Genomic DNA, 21,700 nt, shown 5'->3' on the forward strand with positions numbered 1-21,700 from the left:
GCCCTGGCGTCGCCAGGGCTCACCCGCCTCGCGGGGCGCTTCAGCGGAACATCGCGGTGAACAGCGACATGCCCAGGCTCACCGCTGAGGCCAGCCCCAGCGAGAACAGCGCGCCGGTGACGAGGACCACGAGCACCGGGTGCGCATCCACCACGCGCAGCATGCGATGCAAGCCGTTCTTGAGGAGCGTGCGCTGACAGTGCACCTGGATGCGCCCATCCAGCACGCCCTGGAGCGACGTCACCATCTCCTCCACCGAGCCGTAGCGCTGCGCGGGGTCCTTGTAGAAGCCCTTCACCACGAACCACGCCAGCTCGGCCGGCACGGGCGGTTGGTTCGTCGTGCGGTGCAGGTCCTGCATCGAGGGCAGCACCGTCTCCACGCCCTTGAAGATGTCCTCCAATGACTTGCGGCCCTCCAGGTAGTGGCGCAGGCAGAGGAACTCGTGGAACACGACGCTGAGGCTGTAGATGTCGCTGCGCACGTCCAGCGTGGCGTGACTTCCGCGCGCCTGCTCGGGGGACATGTACAGCGGCGTCCCCATCACCGTGCCCTGCTGCGTGTGCGGCGACGTGGTCTCCGGCAGGGGCAAGGCCGGCGGGGAGCCATGGCGCATGGCCACCGGAAGCGGCGGGGGCACGGACTCGGGACCGGAGCGCACGCGCCTCGCGAGACCCCAGTCCAGCACCGTCACTTCACCGAACGGGCCCACCATGATGTTCGCGGGCTTGAGGTCCCGGTGGATGAAGCCCTTGCGGTGCGCGTAGGAGACGGCGTTGAGCACGCCGAGGAAGATTTGCATCCGCATCGTGTACGGGAAGCGCGCGTGAGCCTCCGGGTCGCCTCGGCGCAGCCTCGCGATGATGGACTCGAGCGTCTCGCCCTCCAGGTGCTTCATCACGAAGAAGTACCGGCCGCGCTCATCCACGCCCACGTCGTGCAACGGGACGATGTTCGGATGGTCGAGCTGGCCGACGATGCGAATCTCCTCCACGAAGCGCAGCACCCGGTCCATGTCCGCGCCCGGGTGCATGCGCTTGAGGGCCACCTGACGGTCGATGTCGTGGTCCTGGAGCAGCACGACCTCGCCCATGCCTCCCTGGCCCAGGGGACGGACCTCCTCGAAGCGCTCGCGCGCGAAGGGGACCACGGCGGGCTGCGCGCCCTTCCACTCCACACGCGGCAACACGGTGTTGCGCGGCGCCGCGGACGGCGTGCCCAGCGGTGCTTCATGGGAGGAGCCCGAGGACAGCAGCGTGTCCTCGTGACCCACGTCGGTGGCAGGGTGCTCCAGGAGCGTGTCGGCCATGGCCCCTGAAATAGCAGGCCGTCTCGCGGCACGCATCCCGCACCCGGGTTTTCACGCCGGCGCGGCGCCTTCGCCCTCCACCTCCAGCCGATAGCCCACGCCTCGCACCGTCTGAAGACAGAAGCGCGACGCGCTGTTCCATCGCAGCTTGCGCTTCAGGCTGGAGACGAAGTTGTCCACGGTGTGAGGATCCACCACCACGTCCGTCCCCCACACCGCGTCGAGGATTTCGTCGCGCCGCAGCGCGCGCTCCCGCTCGCGGATGAAGAAGGCCAGCAGGTCGAACTCCTTGCGCGTCAGCTCGATGGCCTCGCCAGACGGGTGCTCCACCCGGCGCCCGGCGAGGTCCAGGGTGTAGCCCGCGAAGCGGACCGTCTTCGCCTGCACGCCTCCCGCGCGGCGCACCAGCGCGCCCACGCGCGCCAACAGCTCGCGCAGACGATAGGGCTTGCCCAGGTAGTCCTGCGCACCGGACTCGAAGCCGCGCACCACGTCGTCCTCCAGCGTCCGCGCGGTGAGCATCATCACCGGCACCGTGGCGCCCTCGTCCCGCATGGCCCGGCACAGCGAGTAGCCGTCCCCGTCCGGGAGCATCACGTCCAGGAGGATGAGCTGGAATCCGCGCCGGGACAGATGCTCGCGGGCCTCGCGCACCGAGGTCGCCTCCTCCACGACATAGCCACCCTGGTGCTCCAGGTTGTCGCGCAGCGCGAGCCGCAGGTTCGGATCATCCTCGACGACGAGGATGGCGGGGGATGAAGCAGTCATGTCAGCGCTCCGGAAAACTCAGCTCGAAGGTGGTGCCCTCGGGGCTCGATGCGGCGACCCGCAGCGAGCCGCCGTGCAGCGCGGCGATGCGTCGACAGAGCGAGAGCCCCAGGCCACTGCCTGGAACGTCTCGCCTGCCCACGGAAGGCAAGCGACGGAACTCGTCGAAGACGTGCTCCCACTCGGACTCGGGGATGCCCACGCCATTGTCCGAGAAACGCAGGCGACCGCCCGGAAACACTTCCACGCGCAGGCACACGGGGTCGCGCGTGTTGTACAGACAGGCATTGCGCCCCAGGTTCGCCAGGAGCAGGCGCAGCAACTGCGCGTCGCCATTCAGCCCATGGTCGCCCACGTCCGCGGACAGGGACACCGGCACCTGGGTCCAGCCCTCCAGGTCCTGGCGCAGCCCCGCGAGCAGTTCGTCCCAGCGCACCGGCGCGAGCTTGGGCGTCCAGCGCCCCTTGTCGATGCGATTGAAGGACAGCAGGTTCTCCACCAGGAAGCCCAGACCGTCCGCCTCGCGAATGATTCGCGCGGGGTAATCCCTGGCGCCCGCGCCCTCCGCCACCCGCCACTCCAGCGTCTCCGCGAGCAGGCGAATGGAGGCGAGCGGCGTGCGCAGCTCGTGGGAGACCGTGGCGACGAAGTCGCTCTTGAGTTCAAGGAAGCGGTGCTTCCGGTGCTGCGCCAGGAATGCCAGGCCCGCGATGACGAACGCGAGCACCGCGCACATCCCCACCATGAAGGACTTCAAGGCATGACGCCGAGCAAGGGCCGCCTCACCCCGCGCCCACAGGGGTGACTCGACGGAGACCGGCAACGACGCAAGCAGGAGCACGGGCTCATCCCCGGGCAGCGTCACCGTCCCGTCCTCGCTCAAGAGCCCTCGCTCCCGCATCTCGCGGGTGAGCGCTTCCAAATGGGCGGGCACGTTCACCGTGACGCCTCGCACGATGGCGCCTCGGTCCGGCTCCAGGTACCAGCCGGACCGCGCCAGGACGGGCCCGTCGATGTGCTCCGGCAGGTCCAGGGGCGCGGTCGCGAGTTCCTGGGCGCGCGCCTCGAAGTCATCAGCTGGAATGCCCAGGCGCATCGACAACGTGGTGATGCGCTCGCGGAGGAACTGGAAGTCCGCCGCGGTGAGCTTCGAGCGCTTGAGCAACAACAAGCGCTGCAACCCCTCCATCCCCACCGAGCCCGGCCCGCCGCGCCAGCCCTCTCGCACCATCGCCCGCATCACGTCAGGCAGCAGGCCCCCCTGGGCGGCCACGCGCTCCACCACGAGCAGGAGCGAAGGCAGGTCCCGAGAGGAGGCCAGCATGTAGTGCGTTCGGTGAAAGAAGAGCGCGCCCAGGGCCTGCATCGTCGCCGCGGTCCGGCCCTTCACCGCCAGCGCGCGCTCCACGCTCTTCATGAGCGCGAGGCGCTCGGCCCAGGGCCCCTCGCCGGCCTTCGTCACCTCCGTGCCAGCGCGCAGCCGCGCGTAGCGGTCCTGCGCTGGCGCCCCCTTGGCCGGGCTGAAGCGCGCGAGCCGAGGGAGGAGTTGCTCATCATGTTCGCGCAGGTAGAGCCCGGTGGCGGGCAGCAGCGGCTCCCACCGAGCGGCCTCCAGCGAGTGACGAACGCCCTCCAGCTCCCGCCGCAAGGACTGCCGCAGTGAGGCCCGGGCATATTGCTCCAGGGCCTCGCGCTGGGAGCGCAGCGCCGCGCGCGCGTCGTCGCGCTCGTCGATGAAGATGCTCTGGAGGCTCCACAAACCCACCCCGAGCCCGGCGAGGCCGAGCACGAGGGCAATCAGGGTGGGCAACAGCCGGCGAGTCATTCGGAGGGAGACCTACTTGATGCGGGGCGCGCGGTCGAAGTCCATTCCGCGAACGGGGACGATGGACTCGAAGCGGTCGTCGCGCTTGTCGAGCGAGCGGGTGGTCCGGATGAGCGCCCCCAGCGTCTTCACGTCGGGCCGGTCCTTCAGCGCGGGCCCCAATCCCTCCCACAGTCCGATGAGGCGGTCATAGGTCAGCGGGCGAATCCAATACGAGCCGCGCAGCTTCTCGGCGAACGCCGCCGCCACATAGGCCAGACGCGTGGTGGGAGCAGCAGCCTCAAACGAGGACCGCATGGCCTCGGAGGGGAGCGGAACCTCCAACGGCTTCGAGGCGCCTCCCTCCGGTGCCTTGAAGCGAACGCGGAACATCCCCAGGGGCAAGTTGGGCGCGCGGAGCTTCACCTCGTAGAGCGCGGTCACTTCGTGGCCCGCGCCCACCTCCCCCGCATCCACCTTGTCGTCCGCGAACTCCTGCCGCGTCAGGGCCCGGTTCTCGTAGCCGATGAGGCGATAGCGAGACACGACCGCGCGGTCGAACTCCACCTGGAACTTCACATCCTTGGCCACGACCTGGAGCAGGCCCGTGAGGTTCTGCACGAAGATGCGCCGCGCCTCCTCCAGCCGGTCCACGTAGGCGTAGTTGCCCTCCCCAACCTGGGCCAGACGCTCCATCAGGACGTCGTTGTAATGGCCCATGCCAAAGCCCACCGTGGACAGGGTGATGCCCTGGGCCGCCTGATCCTTCACCCGAGCCCAGATGCCATCCGCATCGGTGACGCCGTTGTTCGCCACGCCGTCCGAGCAGAGGATGACGCGGTTGATGCCACCCTCCACCCGGTTGCGCGCCGCCAGGGCATAGCCCAATTCCAGACCCGCCTGCGCGTTGGTGGAGCCACCGATGGACACGGAGTCGATGGCGGCGTGCAGCGTCTGTTTCTCGGTGGCGACCGTGGGCGCGAGGACCTCTCGCGCTTCACTGCCATACGCGACGATGGAGATCCGATCGCGCGCGTCGAGCGCATCCACCAGCAGGTGCAGCGCGCGCTTCACGAGCCCCAGTCGCTCGCTTCCGTCCATGGACCCCGAGACATCGATGACGAAGACCAGATGGCTCGGCTTGCGCTCCGCGGCGCGGACCTCCGGCGCCTTCACGCCGATGCGCAGGACCCGGTAGCCAAAGCGCGCGGGGGACGGAAAGCCCTCCACGCTCACGGTGAACGGGGCATCGCCCCCGTTGACGTAGCCATACTCGAACGCGTTGATGAACTCCTCGACTCGCACGGCGCGCTCGTCTGGGAGCGCGGACCGTTCGAGATAGGCACGGGTGAGCGAGTACGAGGCCGTATCGGTGTCCACGGAGAACGTGGAGAAGCGCTGCTCCTCCGTGTCCACGGTGGGATTCACGCCGTAGCCCTTGAAGTACATGTCACTCAAGGGCGGGGCTGTGGCCACCGGTTCGGAGTGACCGGGCACGGGCTCGCTGGGACGCGGTGCGCGGAACACCGTCTGAGGCGTGCCATCCGGAATCACCACCGGCATGAGCGGCACGGCCCAGTCGGGCGCGGCGTCACGACTGCTGTTGCTGCCTCCATCCGTGAGCCGCTCGATTTCGGCGAGGCCATCGAACTCGCGATTGCGCTTCTGGGAGGTCGGTTGAGAGAGAGGTCCCGGCAGCAGAGGACTGCCATGCATCGGGTAGGACACATCGTCCGGGCTCAGTCCTTCAACTATCTTCTCAAGCAGCGCATCGTCCTGCTGCCCCTCCTTGCCCTCCGGCTCGCTAGCGATTCGGTGGATGAGTTCCTGGTCTACCGTCGCTCCCGGAACCGTGGAGCGAACATCCTCCGTGGGCGCATCCGCACTCTCGAACACCTCGGACACGAGCTTCAGCGCGATGTTGATTCGGACGACTCGGCCCGCTCGGAGCCGGACGCCCGTTCGCTCCACCACGGCGAAGCCTGCCTTCTCGAATCGGAGGGAGTAGGTCCCCGGCAGCAACTGGGGGACTCGATAGTCACCCGTGGCATTCGTCATCACGGTCTGAGCGCCCATGGGCGACGTCGCGACCACGACGACAGCCGACTCCCCGTTCGGATTCCGCGCGCTGGTGACCCGGCCCAGTAGGACGCCGGCCGCGGCCTTCCCCGCCTCGCCTTGCGCCCAGGCGGGCGAGACGAAGAGCAGGATCCACGCGCACAGGGCACTTCGAAACACGAACCTCATCGGGGCGACCTCAGCGCGACGGGAGGAGGACATCATCCCGAGCACGCCCACAGCAAACCGCATGTGCTGCTCGTCACTTCATCATCGTTTCATCATGCGTGGCCCGCGATGAGGTGGGTAGCCCCAGATATCTCGCCCCACCAAGGCAGGCGAGCGGGGTCATCCCACCCGGTCCGCGCACCGCGTCCTCAGTCCTCGGGCGTCGCGTCCAGGTTCTCCACCATCCGGCGCATGAGCGAGATGAGCGTCGCGCGCTCGCGCGCGGTGAAGCCCGCGGTTGCCTGCTCGGCCACCTCCCACAGTTGCTCCTTCGCCGCCGGCACGCGCGCCTTCGCCTTCGCCGAGAGAACGATTTGACTCGCCCGCTTGTCGCTCGGGTGCGGCTCTCGGGTGATGAGTCCGTCGCGCTCCATCCGCGTCAGCAGCGCCGCCATCGTGGGTTGCTCGACATGGGCCAGCTCGGCGAGCTGCCGCTGCAAGAGCGAGCCGTTCTCCTCGAGCGCGAACACGACCGGCAAGTACGCCATCCCGAAGTCGAGCGGCCGGAGCCGCTGCTCGAAGTGCCGCATCAACAACCGGGACGCGTGGTTGATCCAAAAGGTCGGCGCCGATTCGGGGTCCCAGCGGGGGCCTCGCTTGATATTCATAGCATGCTATCTACATTGTTTCGCGGTCCAAGACCAGCCCGCAGCACTTCTGGAGGTTCCATGTCCGTCCCCTCGTCGAGCGCCGATTTCGACCGTGCCTACCTCGCCCCCTTCACCCTCTGGGGCGACCTGCGCATCCCCTCCGAAGTGAAGGACCTGGTCCGGCAGGAATCACCCAGGACCTCTCTGGAGCTGGGGTGTGGAGTCGGGAGGATCTCCCGCTACCTGGCCCACCAAGGCCTGCGCGCCACGGGGGTCGACTTCTCTCCCGTCGCCATCTCCCACGCGAAGGCCCGGGTCGCGCAGGATGCCGTCCGCCCCGAGTACCTCGTCGGAGACGTGACGCGCCTGGATTCTCTCCAGGGACCGTTCGACATGGCCGTGGATGTCGGGTGCTTCCACTGCTTCAACCCTGAGGGTCAGCGGGCCTATGTCGCGGAGGTGGCGCGCCTGCTCAAGCCAGGAGCCACGCATCTCATCTGGGCGCTGGACTCCACGCCGAGCGACCTGAAGCTTTCGCCCGATGTCGTGCAGAGAATCTTCGCCCCGAGCTTCGAGCTGCGGCGTGCTCGGTCGAGCCGACGCCGCGTCGTCGCGTCCCATTGGTACTGGCTGGTCCACGCCGGCCGCTGAGCGGCAAGACTGTCTTTCCAGCCATGGGCCCCCATGCGAGACCCAACTGGGGACAGCGCCACGTCAAAGCGCCGCACCCAGTTGGGCCTCAGCCCCGCCGCCCTCACGAATGACTTGAAGCCCCTCGCCTCTCCCTCTCGGAGTGATCGCCCCCTCGGCGACTCCGTGATGACGTCCTCCCGCTTCGCATTCGCCTCCGTGCGCCGCTCCCCTCCAAGGACTGGGAGAACACGCTCACGGAGCCCCAACGAGCGACTGCTTCAGCTCGTCACTGCTCACCGTCCCCGCGGCACTCGCCATTCCTCCAGACAGCTCCAACGAATGCACAGGGGAGCCTCATGACGACCGCCTCGGAGCAGGTGATGTCGCATCATTGGCAGGCCGGCCGTCTCCGTGCCTCACGAGAACATCCTCGCTTCATCATCGTTTCGTCATACGTGAACCGGACGTCCGGGAGTGAGCGTCCGCAGCATGGACGCGTCTCGCCGCTGTGCTGCCGCGGACTCTCGCGACTTCCCAGCGCGCTCTACTCAGTGTCTGTCTTTGGGCTGTGGCTCGGCGAATCTTCCATGCCGTGATGCCGCGTGGCAGCCTTGCAGAAAAGAACGAAGCTATCAACTTGCGCGTGTCTTCCGTACTTCCGCGTGTGACCGGGGTTCTTCCGGTCCATCCAGGAGACATCCGCAATGAATGCAACGAGAGACTCGCGGACCGCCGTGCTCGACGGACTGCGCATGCACTACACGGTGATGGGCGAGGGCCCTCCCCTGCTGTTGCTCCATGGCTTCACCGGCGTGGGCGCGGATTGGGCCCATGTCTTTGATTTGGAGGCGCTGAGCCGCCAGTACCGGCTGATCATCCCGGACCTGCGCGGCCATGGCCGCAGCGACAATCCCTCGGAGGACTTCACCATGCGCCAGTGCGCGGTGGATGTCCTGACGCTGCTGGACTCGCTGGGAGTCGAGCGGTGTCGCGCCCTGGGAATGAGCCTGGGCGGCAACACGCTGCTCCATGTCGCGACTCGCGCCCCTGGACGCATCGAGAGCATGGTGCTCGTGTCCAGCACGCCGTACTACCCCGCGCAGGCGCGCCGGCTCATGGCCACCTTCACGGAGGAGTCGCGCTCCGAAGCGGAGTGGGCGGAGATGCGCTCCAAGCACATGCAGGGTGACGCGCAGATTCGCGCGCTCTGGCGCCACGCGCGCGGCTTCGCGAACAGCTTCGACGACATGAACTTCACCTCGCCCTTGCTGGGCACGGTGCGCGCGCCGACCCTGGTCGTCCAGGGAGACCGGGATCCGCTCTATCCCGTGGAGCTTTCGGTCGAGCTGTACCGCGCGCTTCCGGCGTCCCGCCTGTGGGTCGTTCCGGGTGGTGGCCATTGCCCCATCTTCGGGGAGCAGCGCGAACCCTTCGCTCGCGCCGCACTGGCCTTCCTCGCGACTTCCCCCAACGACCTCAGGGCGTAGGCGGCGTGAACGGCACGTCCTGAACCGGGAGCTTCGTGGCGCCGGGCAAGTCGAAGTGCCACCACTCCATCTTGTTCGGCGTGAAGCCCGTCGCCGTCATCGCCTCGAGGAGGATGGCCCGGTGCTCTCGGGACGCGGGCGTTCCTCCCGCATAGCCCTGGTGCGCCGCTGGGCTGAAGCTGTCGAACGGGGTGGGCATCTCCACCTCGCCCCCCTCCCGCGTCACCAGCGTCAGATCCACCGCCGCGCCTCGGTTGTGATTGGAGCCCTTGCGCGGGTCCGCCACATACCCAGGCTTGGGCATGATCTTCCACATCTCCCACTGTACCGCGCGCGGCCGATAGCAATCATAGACTTTCAGCCGATAGCCTTTCGGCCGCAGCGCGTCCGCCGCTTGCTTCAGCCGGCGCGCGGCGTCTGGCAACAACAGACACCGCGCGCCGTCGGGATACACCTTGCGATTCAGGAAGTTGTCGGGCGTCGCATAGCGGAGGTCCAGCACCAGGTCCTCCACCACCGTCGTCGCGTCCACCAGCGGCGCGATGCCCGCGTTCTTCGCATCCGGCGCCGGGGGGCTCGCTGCTCGCTGGGGCGCTTGCGCGAGCGCTCCGCTTCCCAGCCCCAGCCCTACCGCCACCAGCCATCCCAATGCGACGCGCATGCTCAGACTCCGTCCGTGTACGGCGTAGGGTCCGGGACTCCGGCCTCCTCGAAGCCCTTCTTGCGCAGCAGGCAGCTGTCACACCGGCCACACGCGCGGCCCTTCGCGTCCGGGTCGTAGCAGGAGTGGGTCAGGCCGTAGTCCACGCCCAGCCGCACGCCCTCCTGGATGATCTGCGCCTTCGTCAGGCCCGACAGCGGCGCGTGCACCGTGAAGCGCGCGCCCTCCACGCCCGCCTTGGTGGCCAGGTTCGCCATGGACTCGAAGGAGCGGATGAACTCGGGGCGGCAGTCCGGATAGCCGCTGTAGTCCACCGCGTTGACGCCGATGTAGATGTCCGTGGCGCCCACCACCTCCGCCAGGCCCAGCGCCATGGAGAGGAACAGCGCGTTGCGCGCCGGCACGTACGTCACGGGAATCTCGTGCGACATCTCGCCGTCCGAGCGGTCCTTGGGCACCGGGATGTCCGCCGTGAGCGCCGAGCCACCAATCTGGCGCAGGTCCACCGTCACGATTCGGACGTCCGTCACGCCCATCACCTGAGCCACCTTGCGGGCCCGCTCCAGCTCCACCGAGTGACGCTGTCCATACGCGATGCCCAGACATACGGGCTCGAAACCCGCCGCCTTCGCCATCGCCAGACACGTCGTCGAATCCAGGCCCCCGGACAGGAGCACCACCGCGCGCTTCGTCATCAGTTCCTCCGTGCTTCGTCGCGGCGCACGTTACACGACGCGCGCTTCAGCTCGCCCGACTGGATGAAGCCACCGGGCCCGGCCCCAGGAAGGGCTGCTCGAAGTACCGGTGAAACATCCGGCTGGCGACCACGATGAGCGGTGCCCCCACGAGCGCCAGGAACGCATACAGCCCACCGGACGACAGACCGAGCGCACGCCCCACCTGCTCCACTCGAATCAGCAGCGGCACGTGCACCAGATACAGGCTGTACGAAAAGCCCCCCAGGGCCACCAGCCACCTCGGTGTGAGCCCGCGCACCCAGCGGCTCGTCGCCTCCTCGCCGCGCGTCGTCACCCGAGTGCAGTGCACCACGAGGCAGGCCGTTCCCAACGCGAGGATGAAGTCGCTCACCCAATGGAACGGGCTGCGCTCCACGCCGGAGGGGGCGTACCAGTTGAGCGGGGGATAGACGTAGACAAGCACCTCGGCGCCCACCCCGAACCCGACCGCGAGCCAGACCCACGGCACGCGCTCCCAAGTCGGCGACTCGTGCTCAGCGAAGTTGATGGACGCGGCCACCATGCCGAGCGCGAACAGGCCGATGAACCAAGGCGCCGCTGAGTGGATGCTCGGGAAGGCCCACGTCAGCGCGCAGCCTACCGCCGTGCCCGCGCCGATGGCCGCCGCTCCGCCCCATCTCCGCCACGCAGGCAACAGGAGGAAGGGGAAGAAGAAGTAGATCTGCCACTCCGTGGCGATGCTCCACAGGGGGCCGTTGGTCGCGTAGACCCACTCGGGAAACAGGTTGTGCACGAGCGCCAGGTGCGAGGCCACGTTGCCCGGCGAGAAGCTGTGCCGCCCGCTCTCCCGCCCCAGCAGGAACGAGGGCAGCACGCACAAGAGCGAGAACACGAAGGCCGCGTAGTACGGCGGCAGGATGCGATGCGCGCGACGGCGCAGGTACGTGCGCCACCCTCCCGAGAGTTCGCGTCGCCGCGAGCGCACCACCGGCAACATCAAGCAGTAGCCCGACAGGACGATGAAGACGACGACCGCCGAGTGGCCTCGGACGAACAGGTCCACGACGTGCCGCCACGGCGCGCTCACGCCGGGGGTGGGCGGTGTCCAGCCCACGGTCTGGAGCATGTGGTGGTTCAGCACGTAGAGCGCGGCGAGACCGCGCAGCCCCTCCAGGAAGGGCAGGCGCAATGAGGCTGGAGCGGGAGACTCCGCGCCGGGGATTCGCGCGGTGGGCTCAGCGGACTGCCGCTCGTCGGGGGACGGCGCTGCGGGCAGGGGCTGGGCCATGGCTCAGTACGTTCGCTCGCCCCGGATCGTGTAGACGGTGGTGCAGGTGGAGGGCTGGCAGTTGCACTTGGGGCCCGAGCCCGGAAGGAAGACGTCTCGCAACGTGCCGCACGCGAGCGTCGCGTCGTAGCCGCCTTCCCTGGGCCCTGGGGGCGTGCCCGTGGGCGTGCCTCCATCCAGGCGGGCACAGTCGCCCTCGATGCCACGCGTCTGGCTGTCGCTCAGCAACATCACGTTGAGCGCCTCTTCAATCTGCGAGTCCTCGCAGCCCGTGCCACATGACGCGCGGGGCGCGGAGGCGCGGTGCGTGGACATGGCGAGTTGCCCCTCGAAGCCCGCGTCGCGCGTGAAACCCTGCACCGTGAAGAAGCCCGTGCCCGCGTCCGTGTCGCGCGAGAACGTGCCCTCGAAGCGGAACGTCCCCGCGTCGTCAATCTGCGCGAAGTCTGGCGAGCCCGCGTCGCAGGTGGTGCGGCCCGGATCCAGCTTCGCCTCGAAGCGGAACGAGCCCACCACCTGGTTGCCCGGGTACACGGGGTCCGAATAGCAGGCCATCGCCACCAGCACCGCGGTGACGGGGACCAGGAGCAGCGCGAGTCGCTTCAAGGGCATGAGGCCCGCGAGGTTAGACGTCCAGCGCCGCGAGGGCCACCGCGCGGAAGGCCTCGCTGTTCGCCAGCACCGCACCCACCTCCACCCGCATCGGATCCCCGCCACGCACGCTCGCGTCCAGCAGCGCCAACACCCGGCCCGCCGCGAGCGACGCAGGCATCGCGCGCCAGGCCGTCACCGCCGCCGCGTCCAGCCCCGGCACGGGTCCAGGACGCGTCAGCCGCGCGCCGTCCTCGCCCAGCACCAGCGCCAGCGCGCACAGCCAGCCCAGCTCCACGGGCCCGAAGCACGCCAGCGACGCCGCGCCCAGCACCAGCGTGTCCGGCGTCAGCAGGTACGCCTCCACGCCTCCCGTGGGGGCCACGCGGATGCGCACGTCCGCCGCGCCCAGCGACGCGAGCATGGGGCTCAGCGCGGAGTGCAGCCGCGGGAGGCTCTCCGTCGTCACCGGTACGGCGTTCGCGGGCAGCACGTGCTCGAAGGTTCCCTCGCGCGCAGGCAGCGCGGACACGGGCGGGCGCGGGGCGGGCGTCTTGCTCGACGCGAGCGCCGCCGCGATGCCGTCCACTCGCTCGACCACGTCCTTGCGGCCCACGGCACGCAGGGCCTCCGCGAAGAGCGTCCAGCCGTCCACGTCCACCGTGCGCTCGCGCAGCAGCGCCGGCCAGAGGCGGATCGCCAGCGAGGCACCCTCGGCGGTCGGCGCGAGCCGCTCGGCGACGAGGCGCGTGGCCTCGGGGGAGAGCACGCCTGAGTCCGCCAGTCGCTCGGCCAGTCGCGTCGCCGGGGCCACGAGCTGCGCCTCCAGGTAGCCGCGCAGGATGGACTCCAGCATCGCCGGCTCGTCCGTGAGCCGCTCGCGAAGCTGGAGCGCTTCTCCCGTATGGCCTCGCTCCTCCGCCAGCCGCGCGCGACGGGCCAGCCGCTCATCCGTCTCCGGGAGCTGCTCCAACTGCGCGGCGGCGTCGCCGGGACGCCCGAGGGCCTCGAAGGCATCCGCGAGCCGCTCGCGATGCGGCGCCCACGCGTCCGGGCCCTCCTCTGCAGACAGGCGCTCCGCCAGGGAGAGGAAGACCGCGGGCTCGCGCGACTCGTCCACCAGGGCGAGCAGGAAGCGGACCGCGGGCAGGCACGCGTCATCGTCCGCGAGCGCCGACTCGAAGGCCTGACGCGCCTCCGCGGGCTGCGCCAGCGGGCCTTGGAGCAGCTCGCCGCGCTCCAGGTGCAGCGCCGCGCGCGACTTCGGATCCGCGTCGCCCTCGGCGAGCCGTGCCAGCGTGCGCTCGGCGGGCTCCAACCGCTCCAGGGCTCGCTCCAGCGTGTAGCGCTCGCGCAGCAGGGATGCGCGCCGCTCGGGCCAGCCGTCGGCGAGCATCGTCAGGGCTTCGATGCGCGCGGGCTCGGGCTGTGCGCGCACGTGCGTCAGCACGGCCTCCGCCACGGGCTCGGGCAGTCCTCCCGCGTCGGGGAGCAGGAGCGTCAGTCGGGCCGCGAAGCCCGGCGTGGTGGACAGCTCGTCCAGTGCGCGCAGGCGAGCCCGCACGGACGCGGCCGCGCCGCGCGCCACCTCATCTCGCAGCGCCACGGCGAAGGCAGCGTCGCGCTCGGCGGACAGGCCCGCCAGTTCGAGCAGTCCTTCCCACTCGCCCTCCGCGCGGAGGCCATCCGCCAGGGCTCCCGCGTGGGCGGCATCCGCGTCTGGCAACGCGACGAGCGCCCACAGCGCCTCGCGCGAACGGGCCGTGTCGCCCGCCTGCGCGGCCATCGCCAGCGCGTCGGTGTACTCGCCGGCGGCCATGGCGGGCGCGAAGCCCACGGCCACGGCTCGCGCGAAGGCGCCGAGTCGTCCGAAGCGCTCGGCCAGCTCGGCGGGGGTCAGCGTGTCTGGGGCCTCGGAGGCGATGCGCTCGATGACCTCCAGCGCTTCACCCGACTCGTTCGCCTTCTCCCAGAGGTCGGCCGCCTCCAGCAGCAGCGGGGGGCGCTCGTCGGGAGCGGCCAGCTTCGCGGCCTGCAACAGTGACTGGGCCGCGCGCGGCGCGTCTCCCGAGGCTCGATGCAGGTGCGCTACCAGCAGCGCGGCGCGCAGGTCCGGCTCGGTGGAGGCCGCGGCCTTCGCGGCCTTGAGCGCGTCCTCCAGCCGCTCGGCCTTCTCGAACGCGCGCGCGGCGGCGACGAGCAGCGTCACGCGCTGCGCTCCCGTCACCAGCTCGGCTCGCGCCACGCGCACCTCGGCGCGTCGCGCGTGCGACTCTCCGAGCAGCGGCTCCAGCACCTCGAGCGCCTCGGCGTAGCCCGCGCCGGACGGGCCGCGTGCCACCACGAGTTCCAGCGCCTCGCGGGCAACGTCCTCGCGCCCCGCTTCACGCGCGAGCGTCGCGAACTCCAGCCGCAGCGTGGAGGCCTCGTCCGCGTCCACCGTCAGCGGGATGAGCCGCTCCAGCGCGTCGACCAGGAGCGCCGTCTGCGCTCTTGCGCGCAGTCCCTCCACGAGCGCTCGCAGCGCCGGCACGTCCGATGGATCCGCCTCGGCGGCGCGCTGGGTGAGCGCCCAGGCCGCCTCGGGGTCCGCCATCGACTCGGCGGCGACCGAGGCGGCGGCCAGGAGCAGCTCGGCGGCGCGGGCGCCTCCTGCGGCCTCCGCTCCCGCCTCGTACACCGCCAGCAGGTCGCCGTGGCGCCCCAGCGCGCGCAGGCCTCGCACCGCTCGGTCGATGACCGTCGCGTCCGAGGGCCGCAGCCGAACGAGGGGCAGCAGCGCGTCGATGGCCTCGCGCGGATCCTCGAAGAGCTCCGCCGCGCGGCGGTACATCGCCTCGCGGGTGGCGCCATCGTCGGTGCGCTGCGCGAGCAACAGTGAGGCCCGGTAGAGCCCCGACGCGTTGTTCGTGCGCGCGTGCACTTCCGCGAGCAGCGAGAGCGCTTCGTGACCGCGCTCGCCCTCTGGCTCCAACGCGACCACCGCGTCGAAGGACTCCGCCGCGTCGTGGAAGGCGCCCGCCGCGAGCGAGGCATGGCCCAGTCGCAGATGCGTGCGCGCGCGCAGCGGCACCGGCAGCGCGTCACCGCCCGCGGACAGGAGCTTGCGGTCATACGGCCGCGCAGCGGTGGGGCCGCCGTCTCTCGCGGCCAGCTCCGCGCGTGCAGACAGGGCGTCCACGTCGGTGCTCGCGCGGGCCAGATAGTCGTCGAAGGCCTCGGCGGCCAGCAGCGCCTCGCCCGCGTCGAGCAGCGTCGTCGCGCGCTCGCGCAAGAGCGGCAGGGCTTCGTCCGGCGTCACCGCCGCCGCGCGCTGGGCGAGCAACTCCGCCAACCGGCGCACGTCTCCGGCCGCGCGCTCGCGCACGCGCTCGAAGGCCTCCTCGCTCGCGGGGCTCAGCTCGAAGGCCTGGTTCTCACACAGCAACGCGCGCTCGTGAGCGCCTGCGTCACGGAAGGCCCGGGCCGCCGAGAGGTAGCTGGCGGCGGCCTCGGTGGGCGACTGTCGTCCGGCGCGGCGGAGCATCAGCTCGGCCAGGGCCTGCCAGTCCTCGGTGGACACGAGGAAGGCGTGGTGCCGGGTGAAGACGGGCTCGCGGAACGGATCCGCCTCCAGCAACACCGCGTCGAACTCAGCGGCATCGGCGGGGCGACGCACCTGGTGCAGCAACTCCGCCGCCTGCGCGGTCAGCTCCAGGTCGTCCGGCCTCGCGGAGCGCGCGGCGATGAGGGCCGCGGCGGCGGCCTCGGGCTTGTGGGCACGGTCCCGGTACAGCAGCGCGGCCCGGTAGAAGAGGTCCGCTCGGCGAGCCGCGTCGGGCGCGTCTCCGGCGCACTCCTCGTACCAGGCGGCCAGCTCGCCCAACCGGTCTTCTTTCTCCAGGAGCCCCGCGAGCAGCGTCTCCGCCTCCGCGAGCGCGCGGTCCTGACGGAGCGCCTCACGCAGGAAACCCTCGGCCTTGGTCGAGTCGGCCAGGACGCCCAGGTTCAGCCGAGCCAGCCGGAGCAGCACGGGCGCTCGCGCGGGCGTCTCGATGAGCAGCGGGAGCCCGCGCTCCAACCAGCGCGCCTCGGCCGAGGCATCGTCCCGGCGCTCCGCCAGCGCCGCGCCCAGCCGCGCCGTCCCCAAGTCCGCCGCCAGCGCGAAGGCGCTCTCCAGCGCTTCCTCCGCGGCGGAGAGGTCCAGCTTCACGTCGCGCAGCAGCTCCGCGCGACGACGCTCGTGCGTCGCGGCTTCGGCGGGCCGGCCCTGCTCGGTCAGCAGTTCCCGGAGGTCCACCAGCGCGCGCAGCGCTTCGTCCGCGCGGCCCGTGTCCTCCGCGAGCCGGGCCTCTTCTTCGTAAGCGGCGAGCGCGGAGGCGAGGTCGTCCGCGGCGAGGCTCAGCCCGGCCACCTGTCGCAGCTCGACGAGGAGGTCCACCACGCGGCCCGTCTCGCGGTAGAGCGACACGAGCCGACGGTGCAGCGGCAGCGGCGCCTCGGACATGCTCGCAGCGCGCGACAGCAGCGAGGCCGCCACGCCCGCGTCGGACAGGGCTGCCCGCGCGCGGTCCGCCAGCGCGACCAGCCGCTGCGCCGTGCGCTCCGAAGGCGCCAGCGCGCGCGCGTGCGTGACGAGCACCTCGAACGCGCCCCGCGGATCATCCCGCTCCAGCAGCGCGGAGAGTCGCCCCACCGCGGGCTCGCACAGCGGTCGCTCGGCGAGCAGGGTCCGGTAGGCCGTCACCGCGCGCCGGACGTCCCCGGACTGCTCGGCCAGTTCGCCCAGCCGCAGGAACACGTCCTCGGCCTGGTCCGGAGCATCGTGGAAGTCCGCCGCGGCGGCGAGCGACTCTTGCAGCGGGAGCGCCTCGCGCACCGCGCCGCGCTGGTAGAGCAGCTCCGCGAGGATGGCGAGGTCTTCGCCCTGCGCGGCCATCAGGGCATGCGCTCGACGCGCCAGCCGCAGCGCCCGGTCCACGTCCTCGGCCCGGCGCGCATGCGCCACGCCTTCGCGCAAGAGCGACGCAGCCTCCTCCGGCAACGCACCTTCTGCCGCGGCCTCCAGGAGCAATGCGGCCTCCAGCGGCTCGCCCCGCCCCGCCACCAACGACACGAGCCGGCGACGCACCGCCGAGTCCGTTGGCTCCAGGCGCAGGGACTGGCGCAGCGCGGCCTCGGCGGGCCCCGGCTGACCCAGTCGGTCCAGGTACAGGCCGGCCAGCTCCGCGTACAGCGCCGCGCCTGAGCCCGTGGGCGCATGCGGCGCCTCTTCGGCCAACAGCGCGGTCAGCCCCTTCCAGTCCTCCAGCCCGCGCAGCACGCGGTGCAGCCCGTCGATGGCGCGCGCGTGGCGCGGAGCGAGCGCCAGCGCGGACTCCAGGTCCCGAGCGGCCTCGCGCAACCCACCCGCCGCCTCGAGCAGCGCGGCGCGCGTCAGCAACGCCTCCACACGTCGAGGCACGGGCCCCTGGCGCGCGGCCTCGGCCAAGGCGGAGGCCTCTTCGTCGGTCTGGCCATCTCGGCGGGCCAGCTCCGCGAGCGCGAAGAAGGCGTCGCAGCGCTCCTCGGCCGGCGGCTCCAGGTCGATGGCCGCCCGCAGCGCCTCACGCGCGGGGCCTCGCGAGTCCTTGCGCAGCAGCACGGCGGCCAGCGCCATCATCCGCTCACGCGCCCTCGCGCCCAGGGAGGCATCGGCGGCCACGGCGCGGCGCCACGCCTCCAGCTCAGAGGACTCCTCCTGCGCCTCGTGCGCCAGCTCAGCCAGCGCGAGCCACAGCGGCGCGGGGCGGTGCGACAGCGACGCGGCCTCGGCGTAGTCCTCGCGGGCGACATCCAAGCGCCCCGCGCTTCGATGCAGCGCCGCGCGACGGGCCAGCAACTCCGCGCGGGCCTCACCCGTGGACGCGGACACCAGCGTGCCCAGCAACTCCAGGCGCTCGGCCTCCTCGTCGGGCGTCCCGGTGCCGGCGGGCGGCAGCAGCTCCAGCAGGGCCTGCGCGGCCCAGGTGTCCTCGGGCTCGTCGCGCAGGAGCCCGCGCAGCGAGTCCGCCGACGTGGTGGTCCGCCCCAGGGCGAGGCTCAGCTCCGCCAGCTCGCGCCGCACCTGACGCCGGGCTTCTCCCGTGAGGCGCGGCCACAGCTCCACCAGCAGGTCCGCCAGGGCCTCGCGTGCGCCCGCCTTGCGGTGCAGCGCGGCCAGCTCCAGGCGCGCGTCCAGGTCCTCCGGCGCGCGCGCGCAGTACTCCGCGAGCAGTCGTCGCGCGGCGTCCGTGCGTGACGCCCGCACCGCGGCGGTGGCGGCCTTGCGCGTGAGGGCCACCCGCTCCGTCTCTCGGGGCGCGTCCGCGTCCGAAGGCGGCAGGGCCAGCACGGCCTCGAAGTCCTCCAACGCGGCGCGCGCGTCGGTGACGAGGCGCAGCTCGCCCCGGTGCACCCGGGCCGGCGCGTAGGTGGCGTCGCGCTCCAGCGCCTCGGCGAGGAACGACTCCTCGCGGCTCGTTCCCGCGGCCAGGAGCGAGGCACGGAAGAGGAGCTTCGCGCCCTCTCGCGCTTCCGGCACCAACAGGGCGCGGCGCGCGTACAGGCGCGCGGCCTCCAGCTTCTCGCCGCGCTCCAGCTCCAGCTCGGCCAGCAGCTCCAGCACTTCGGCGGCCAGCGGCCCCTTGGGGCTGGCCTCCAGCGAGGCCGTCAGGCGCAGCAGCGCCGCGGGGCGCTCTCCTCGCTCCAGCAGGACCCGAGCGCTCTGGAGATAGAGCGGCGCGGCTTCTTCCGCACGGCTCGCGCCCACCAGGGCCTGGGCACGCGTGGCCCACAGCTCCGCGAGCGCCTGCGCCTCACCCGCCTCGGTGTAGAGGGCTTCGAGCCGCGCGGCCAGGGCGTCATCCAACCGACGCAGCGGGAAGGCCTGCGCGTAGGCGGCGATGGCCCCCTCGCGGTCGCCGAGCATCTCGCACGCGCGACCCAACCGGGAGCGCACGTCCGCCAGCTTCTCGGGCGCGGCCGTGCGCGGCATCATCGCGAGCAGTCCCTCCAGCGCGCGCCGGGCATGCTCGGGCCGCTCGCAGCGCAGGGACAGGTCCGCCAGGTCCAGCAGCACCGCCGAGTCGGGGGCCAGCCGCGCCGCCTTCTCCAGCGCCACCAGCGCCTCGCCCACGCGACCCAGGCGGGCCTCCAACACGTTGGCCAGCTCGCGCAGGGCCGCCGCCCCGAGCCGCTTGTCGCCCTGCGCCTCGGCCACCCGCGCGCGCTCCTCCAGCGCCGTGGCCAGCCCCGCCATGTCCGAGCGCTTGCGCTGCAACGCGCACAGCTCGCCCAGCGAGGGCAGGTCATCCGGCTCCGCGCGCAGCACCTCTTGCAGCGCGTGCGCCGCGAGGTCCAGGTCGAACGCGAGGTCGCGCGCGGCCACCGACAATCGCCGATAGCGCTGCGCTCGCTCCTTGGGCTCCGTCGTCAGCCGCGCCAACGAGGCCAGGCACCGCGTCAAGAGCGCGCCATCCCGCCGCGCCTCCGCCAGCGACAGCAAGGACTCCAGCGCGGGGCGGTGGTCACCCTCGGCCTCCAGCGCGAGCGTGAGCAGTCGCTCTGCTTTCTCTGGCTGCTGGAGCCGACCGCGATACAGCTCGCCGGCCTCGGCCCACAGCGCGGCGCGCGCCTTGGGCTCCTCCTTCAGCGCGGCGGCCTTCTCCAGCGCCTCGGCCAGCTCCTGCCCGCGGCCCGTGCCCCGGAAGTACGGAATCAGCTCGTCCAGCGCCACGCCGTCGCGCGGATCCAACGCCAGCGCGGATTCCAGGTGCTCACGCGCGCGCGCCGGGTCACCCAGCCGCGAGCGGTACAGCCGAGCCAACGCGTGGTGACTCTCATGCGCGGCCTTGCGCACCCCTTCCGAGCGCGGCGCCGGGCCCGCCAGCTCCAGCGCCTGCTGGTAACCGGAGAGCGCCTCTTGGAGCCGCCCCAGTCCCTCGGCGACGCGCGCGGCGGCGAAGAGCGGCTCGGGCTCGCCGGGCAGCAGCGACACCGCCTCGCGGTAGCGCAAGAGCGCGTTCTCGGGCTGGCGCAGGCCCTCTTCCCACACGCGGCCCGCGAGCAGGTTGGACTGCCCCACCCGGTCCAGTTCGTGCCGCGCCAGCGCCACGTCGCGCAGGCGGTCCAGCGCCTTGAGCGCGCGCAGGTGCTCGCCGCCTCGGTGGCACAGCTCGCCCAACAGCAGCAGCGCATCGGGCTGATCGGGCGACAGCCGCAGCGCGGCCTCGCAGTGCAGCCGCGCGCCGGCCACGTCGTCATCCGTCTGGGCGCACAGCCGCGCGAGGTGCACGTGCGCATCGGCCGCCTCGATGGGGTCGCGCGCCAGGGCCGCCAATCGGCGATAGGCCCGCACCGCGCCCGCCCGGTCCCGCGCCTGATCCGACGCGCGCGCCAGGGCCTTGAGCGACGGCAGGTGGTCCGGCTTCAGGCCGAGCAGCTCATGCAGCGCCTTCACCGCGACCTGAGGCGCCGTGTCGCGCGACGAGCGGGCAGCGGCCTCGGCGGCGAAGAAGGCCGCGGCGTCCTCCGACACGCGCCGAGCCTGCGCGCACAGCGCCAGATAGCGCTCCGCCGCGCGAGCCCCCTCGCCGCGTCGCTCGCGCACCACCGCCTCGCCCCACAGCGCCGCCGGGCTGCGGTCGCGTCGGCGCAGGAGCGTGGCCGCCACGTCCAGCGCGAGGTCATGCGCCTGCGGATCCGCCACCAACAGGGACAGCAGTCGCTCCGCGGCGAAGGGGTGCGCGTCCTGCGCGTCCCCTGCTTGGAGATAGGCCTGACGCGCCTCGGCCAGTCGCCCCTGCGCGACGAGCGCCTCCGCATCCGCGAAGGCCCGCGCGCCCTCCAGCGTGAGCATCAGCTCCTCGTCCGGAGGGGACGGCGGCGGCAAGCCTCCCGCCGAGAAGCGCAACCGGAGCCCGCTGGGAGACACCTCGGCGGCGGACAGGCGCGCGGTGTCCAGCGTGGGCATCTTGTAGCCCCGGCTCAGCGCCGCGAGCTGACACAGCGCCGGCAACACGCGCGTGGAGAAACCCGTGGCGCCGCGCACCTCCACGTCGGGCAGCAGCGCCAGCGCGCCCACCGCCGTGGACAAGAGCCCCGGCACCTGCACCGACGGCGTGGCGCAGAAGCCATACAGCCGCACGTCGTAGAGGTAGACGGCGAGCTTGTCCCCATCCGCGTCGAAGGCGACCTTGAACGTGAACGGCGTGCGCTCCGGCGCGGGCAGCCGCCCCTGGCCCTCCAGGTAACCCGGGCGGAAGTGGAGCCGCAGGTCCTCGATGCCCGCCAGTCGTCCGGCCAGCTCCGCCACCTTGCGGCCCACGAGGTCCGCGTCGACGGACAGCTCCAGGAAGCCGAACAGCAGCTTCTTGCGCTGGTAGCGCGTGGCGCCCGCGCTGACGTTGAACGGGAAGCTGACGTCCGGAATCTGGAGCGCGAAGTCGGAGATGCGCAGGCCGGGCTGCACCTCCAGCGCCGGGAAGCCCACGAAGGCGCGCCGGTCCAGCAGACGCAGCTCGGGTGCGGCGGCACCCGCCGAGGACGCGGCGGGCTTGGAGGAGTCGCTTTCGGTGGCCATCGCGG

12 protein-coding genes are annotated in these 21,700 nt (G+C 71.6%); 2 read left to right on the forward strand and 10 right to left on the reverse strand.

From position 1 onward, the window contains the following. Positions 1–40: 40 nt before the first annotated feature. From JGU66_04115 to JGU66_04135, 5 genes are all read right to left on the reverse strand, one after another. Complete coding sequence (locus JGU66_04115; GenBank protein ID MBJ6759935.1) at positions 41–1,309, reverse strand: serine/threonine protein kinase; 1,269 nt, start codon at positions 1,307–1,309, stop codon at positions 41–43. Positions 1,310–1,360: 51 nt separating this feature from the next. Next, the gene (locus JGU66_04120) at positions 1,361–2,077 is read right to left on the reverse strand and encodes a response regulator transcription factor (GenBank protein MBJ6759936.1); all 717 of its coding nucleotides are present in this window, start codon (positions 2,075–2,077) and stop codon (positions 1,361–1,363) included. Position 2,078: 1 nt separating this feature from the next. Beyond that, positions 2,079–3,902: a HAMP domain-containing histidine kinase gene (locus JGU66_04125; protein ID MBJ6759937.1), complete on the reverse strand. Its 1,824-nt coding sequence runs from the start codon at positions 3,900–3,902 to the stop codon at positions 2,079–2,081. A gap of 12 nt (positions 3,903–3,914) precedes the next feature. Then, positions 3,915–6,119 (reverse strand): von Willebrand factor type A domain-containing protein, encoded by a 2,205-nt coding sequence (locus JGU66_04130; protein ID MBJ6759938.1) that lies wholly within the window; start codon positions 6,117–6,119, stop codon positions 3,915–3,917. A gap of 197 nt (positions 6,120–6,316) precedes the next feature. After that, the gene (locus JGU66_04135; protein MBJ6759939.1) at positions 6,317–6,775 is read right to left on the reverse strand and encodes a MarR family transcriptional regulator; all 459 of its coding nucleotides are present in this window, start codon (positions 6,773–6,775) and stop codon (positions 6,317–6,319) included. A 60-nt stretch (positions 6,776–6,835) separates the two neighbouring features. Between JGU66_04135 and JGU66_04140 the strand changes: the two genes are divergently transcribed. Continuing rightward, positions 6,836–7,408 carry a class I SAM-dependent methyltransferase gene (locus JGU66_04140; GenBank protein ID MBJ6759940.1) on the forward strand — a complete coding sequence of 191 codons (573 nt, stop codon included), beginning with the start codon at positions 6,836–6,838 and terminating at the stop codon, positions 7,406–7,408. A 686-nt stretch (positions 7,409–8,094) separates the two neighbouring features. Then, entirely contained in the window at positions 8,095–8,877 is a 783-nt protein-coding gene (locus JGU66_04145; protein MBJ6759941.1) for an alpha/beta hydrolase, read from the forward strand. Here JGU66_04145 and ddpX read toward each other — a convergent pair. Genes ddpX through JGU66_04170 form a run of 5 tightly spaced genes read right to left on the reverse strand, consistent with a single transcriptional unit; the run spans position 8,867 to position 21,695 of the window. Then, a complete protein-coding gene (ddpX, locus tag JGU66_04150) occupies positions 8,867–9,538 on the reverse strand; it encodes a D-alanyl-D-alanine dipeptidase (protein ID MBJ6759942.1) in 672 nt (223 codons plus the stop codon). The two genes, JGU66_04145 and ddpX, sit on opposite strands and share 11 nt — an antisense overlap. A 2-nt stretch (positions 9,539–9,540) precedes the next feature. Further along, on the reverse strand, positions 9,541–10,233 hold the full coding sequence (queC, locus tag JGU66_04155) for a 7-cyano-7-deazaguanine synthase QueC (protein MBJ6759943.1): 693 nt from the start codon (positions 10,231–10,233) through the stop codon (positions 9,541–9,543). A gap of 46 nt (positions 10,234–10,279) precedes the next feature. After that, positions 10,280–11,524 (reverse strand): acyltransferase, encoded by a 1,245-nt coding sequence (locus JGU66_04160; protein ID MBJ6759944.1) that lies wholly within the window; start codon positions 11,522–11,524, stop codon positions 10,280–10,282. 3 nt (positions 11,525–11,527) lie between these two features. Then, complete coding sequence (locus tag JGU66_04165; protein ID MBJ6759945.1) at positions 11,528–12,136, reverse strand: hypothetical protein; 609 nt, start codon at positions 12,134–12,136, stop codon at positions 11,528–11,530. A 13-nt stretch (positions 12,137–12,149) separates the two neighbouring features. After that, on the reverse strand, positions 12,150–21,695 hold the full coding sequence (locus JGU66_04170; protein ID MBJ6759946.1) for a flagellar hook-length control protein FliK: 9,546 nt from the start codon (positions 21,693–21,695) through the stop codon (positions 12,150–12,152). Positions 21,696–21,700 lie beyond the last annotated feature (5 nt).

Source organism: Myxococcaceae bacterium JPH2, from assembly GCA_016458225.1.
Taxonomy (GTDB): Bacteria; Myxococcota; Myxococcia; order Myxococcales; family Myxococcaceae; genus Citreicoccus.

What these genes read in the sequence shown, in the direction of transcription:
- JGU66_04115 (MBJ6759935.1), bottom strand. Translation starts at nt 1,309, where the DNA reads ATGGCCGACACGCTCCTGGAGCACCCTGCCACCGACGTGGGTCACGAG.
- JGU66_04125 (MBJ6759937.1), bottom strand. Translation starts at nt 3,902, where the DNA reads ATGACTCGCCGGCTGTTGCCCACCCTGATTGCCCTCGTGCTCGGCCTC.
- ddpX (MBJ6759942.1), bottom strand. Translation starts at nt 9,538, where the DNA reads ATGCGCGTCGCATTGGGATGGCTGGTGGCGGTAGGGCTGGGGCTGGGA.
- JGU66_04170 (MBJ6759946.1), bottom strand. Translation starts at nt 21,695, where the DNA reads ATGGCCACCGAAAGCGACTCCTCCAAGCCCGCCGCGTCCTCGGCGGGT.
- queC (MBJ6759943.1), bottom strand. Translation starts at nt 10,233, where the DNA reads ATGACGAAGCGCGCGGTGGTGCTCCTGTCCGGGGGCCTGGATTCGACG.
- JGU66_04120 (MBJ6759936.1), bottom strand. Translation starts at nt 2,077, where the DNA reads ATGACTGCTTCATCCCCCGCCATCCTCGTCGTCGAGGATGATCCGAAC.
- JGU66_04135 (MBJ6759939.1), bottom strand. Translation starts at nt 6,775, where the DNA reads ATGAATATCAAGCGAGGCCCCCGCTGGGACCCCGAATCGGCGCCGACC.
- JGU66_04165 (MBJ6759945.1), bottom strand. Translation starts at nt 12,136, where the DNA reads ATGCCCTTGAAGCGACTCGCGCTGCTCCTGGTCCCCGTCACCGCGGTG.
- JGU66_04160 (MBJ6759944.1), bottom strand. Translation starts at nt 11,524, where the DNA reads ATGGCCCAGCCCCTGCCCGCAGCGCCGTCCCCCGACGAGCGGCAGTCC.
- JGU66_04140 (MBJ6759940.1), top strand. Translation starts at nt 6,836, where the DNA reads ATGTCCGTCCCCTCGTCGAGCGCCGATTTCGACCGTGCCTACCTCGCC.
- JGU66_04145 (MBJ6759941.1), top strand. Translation starts at nt 8,095, where the DNA reads ATGAATGCAACGAGAGACTCGCGGACCGCCGTGCTCGACGGACTGCGC.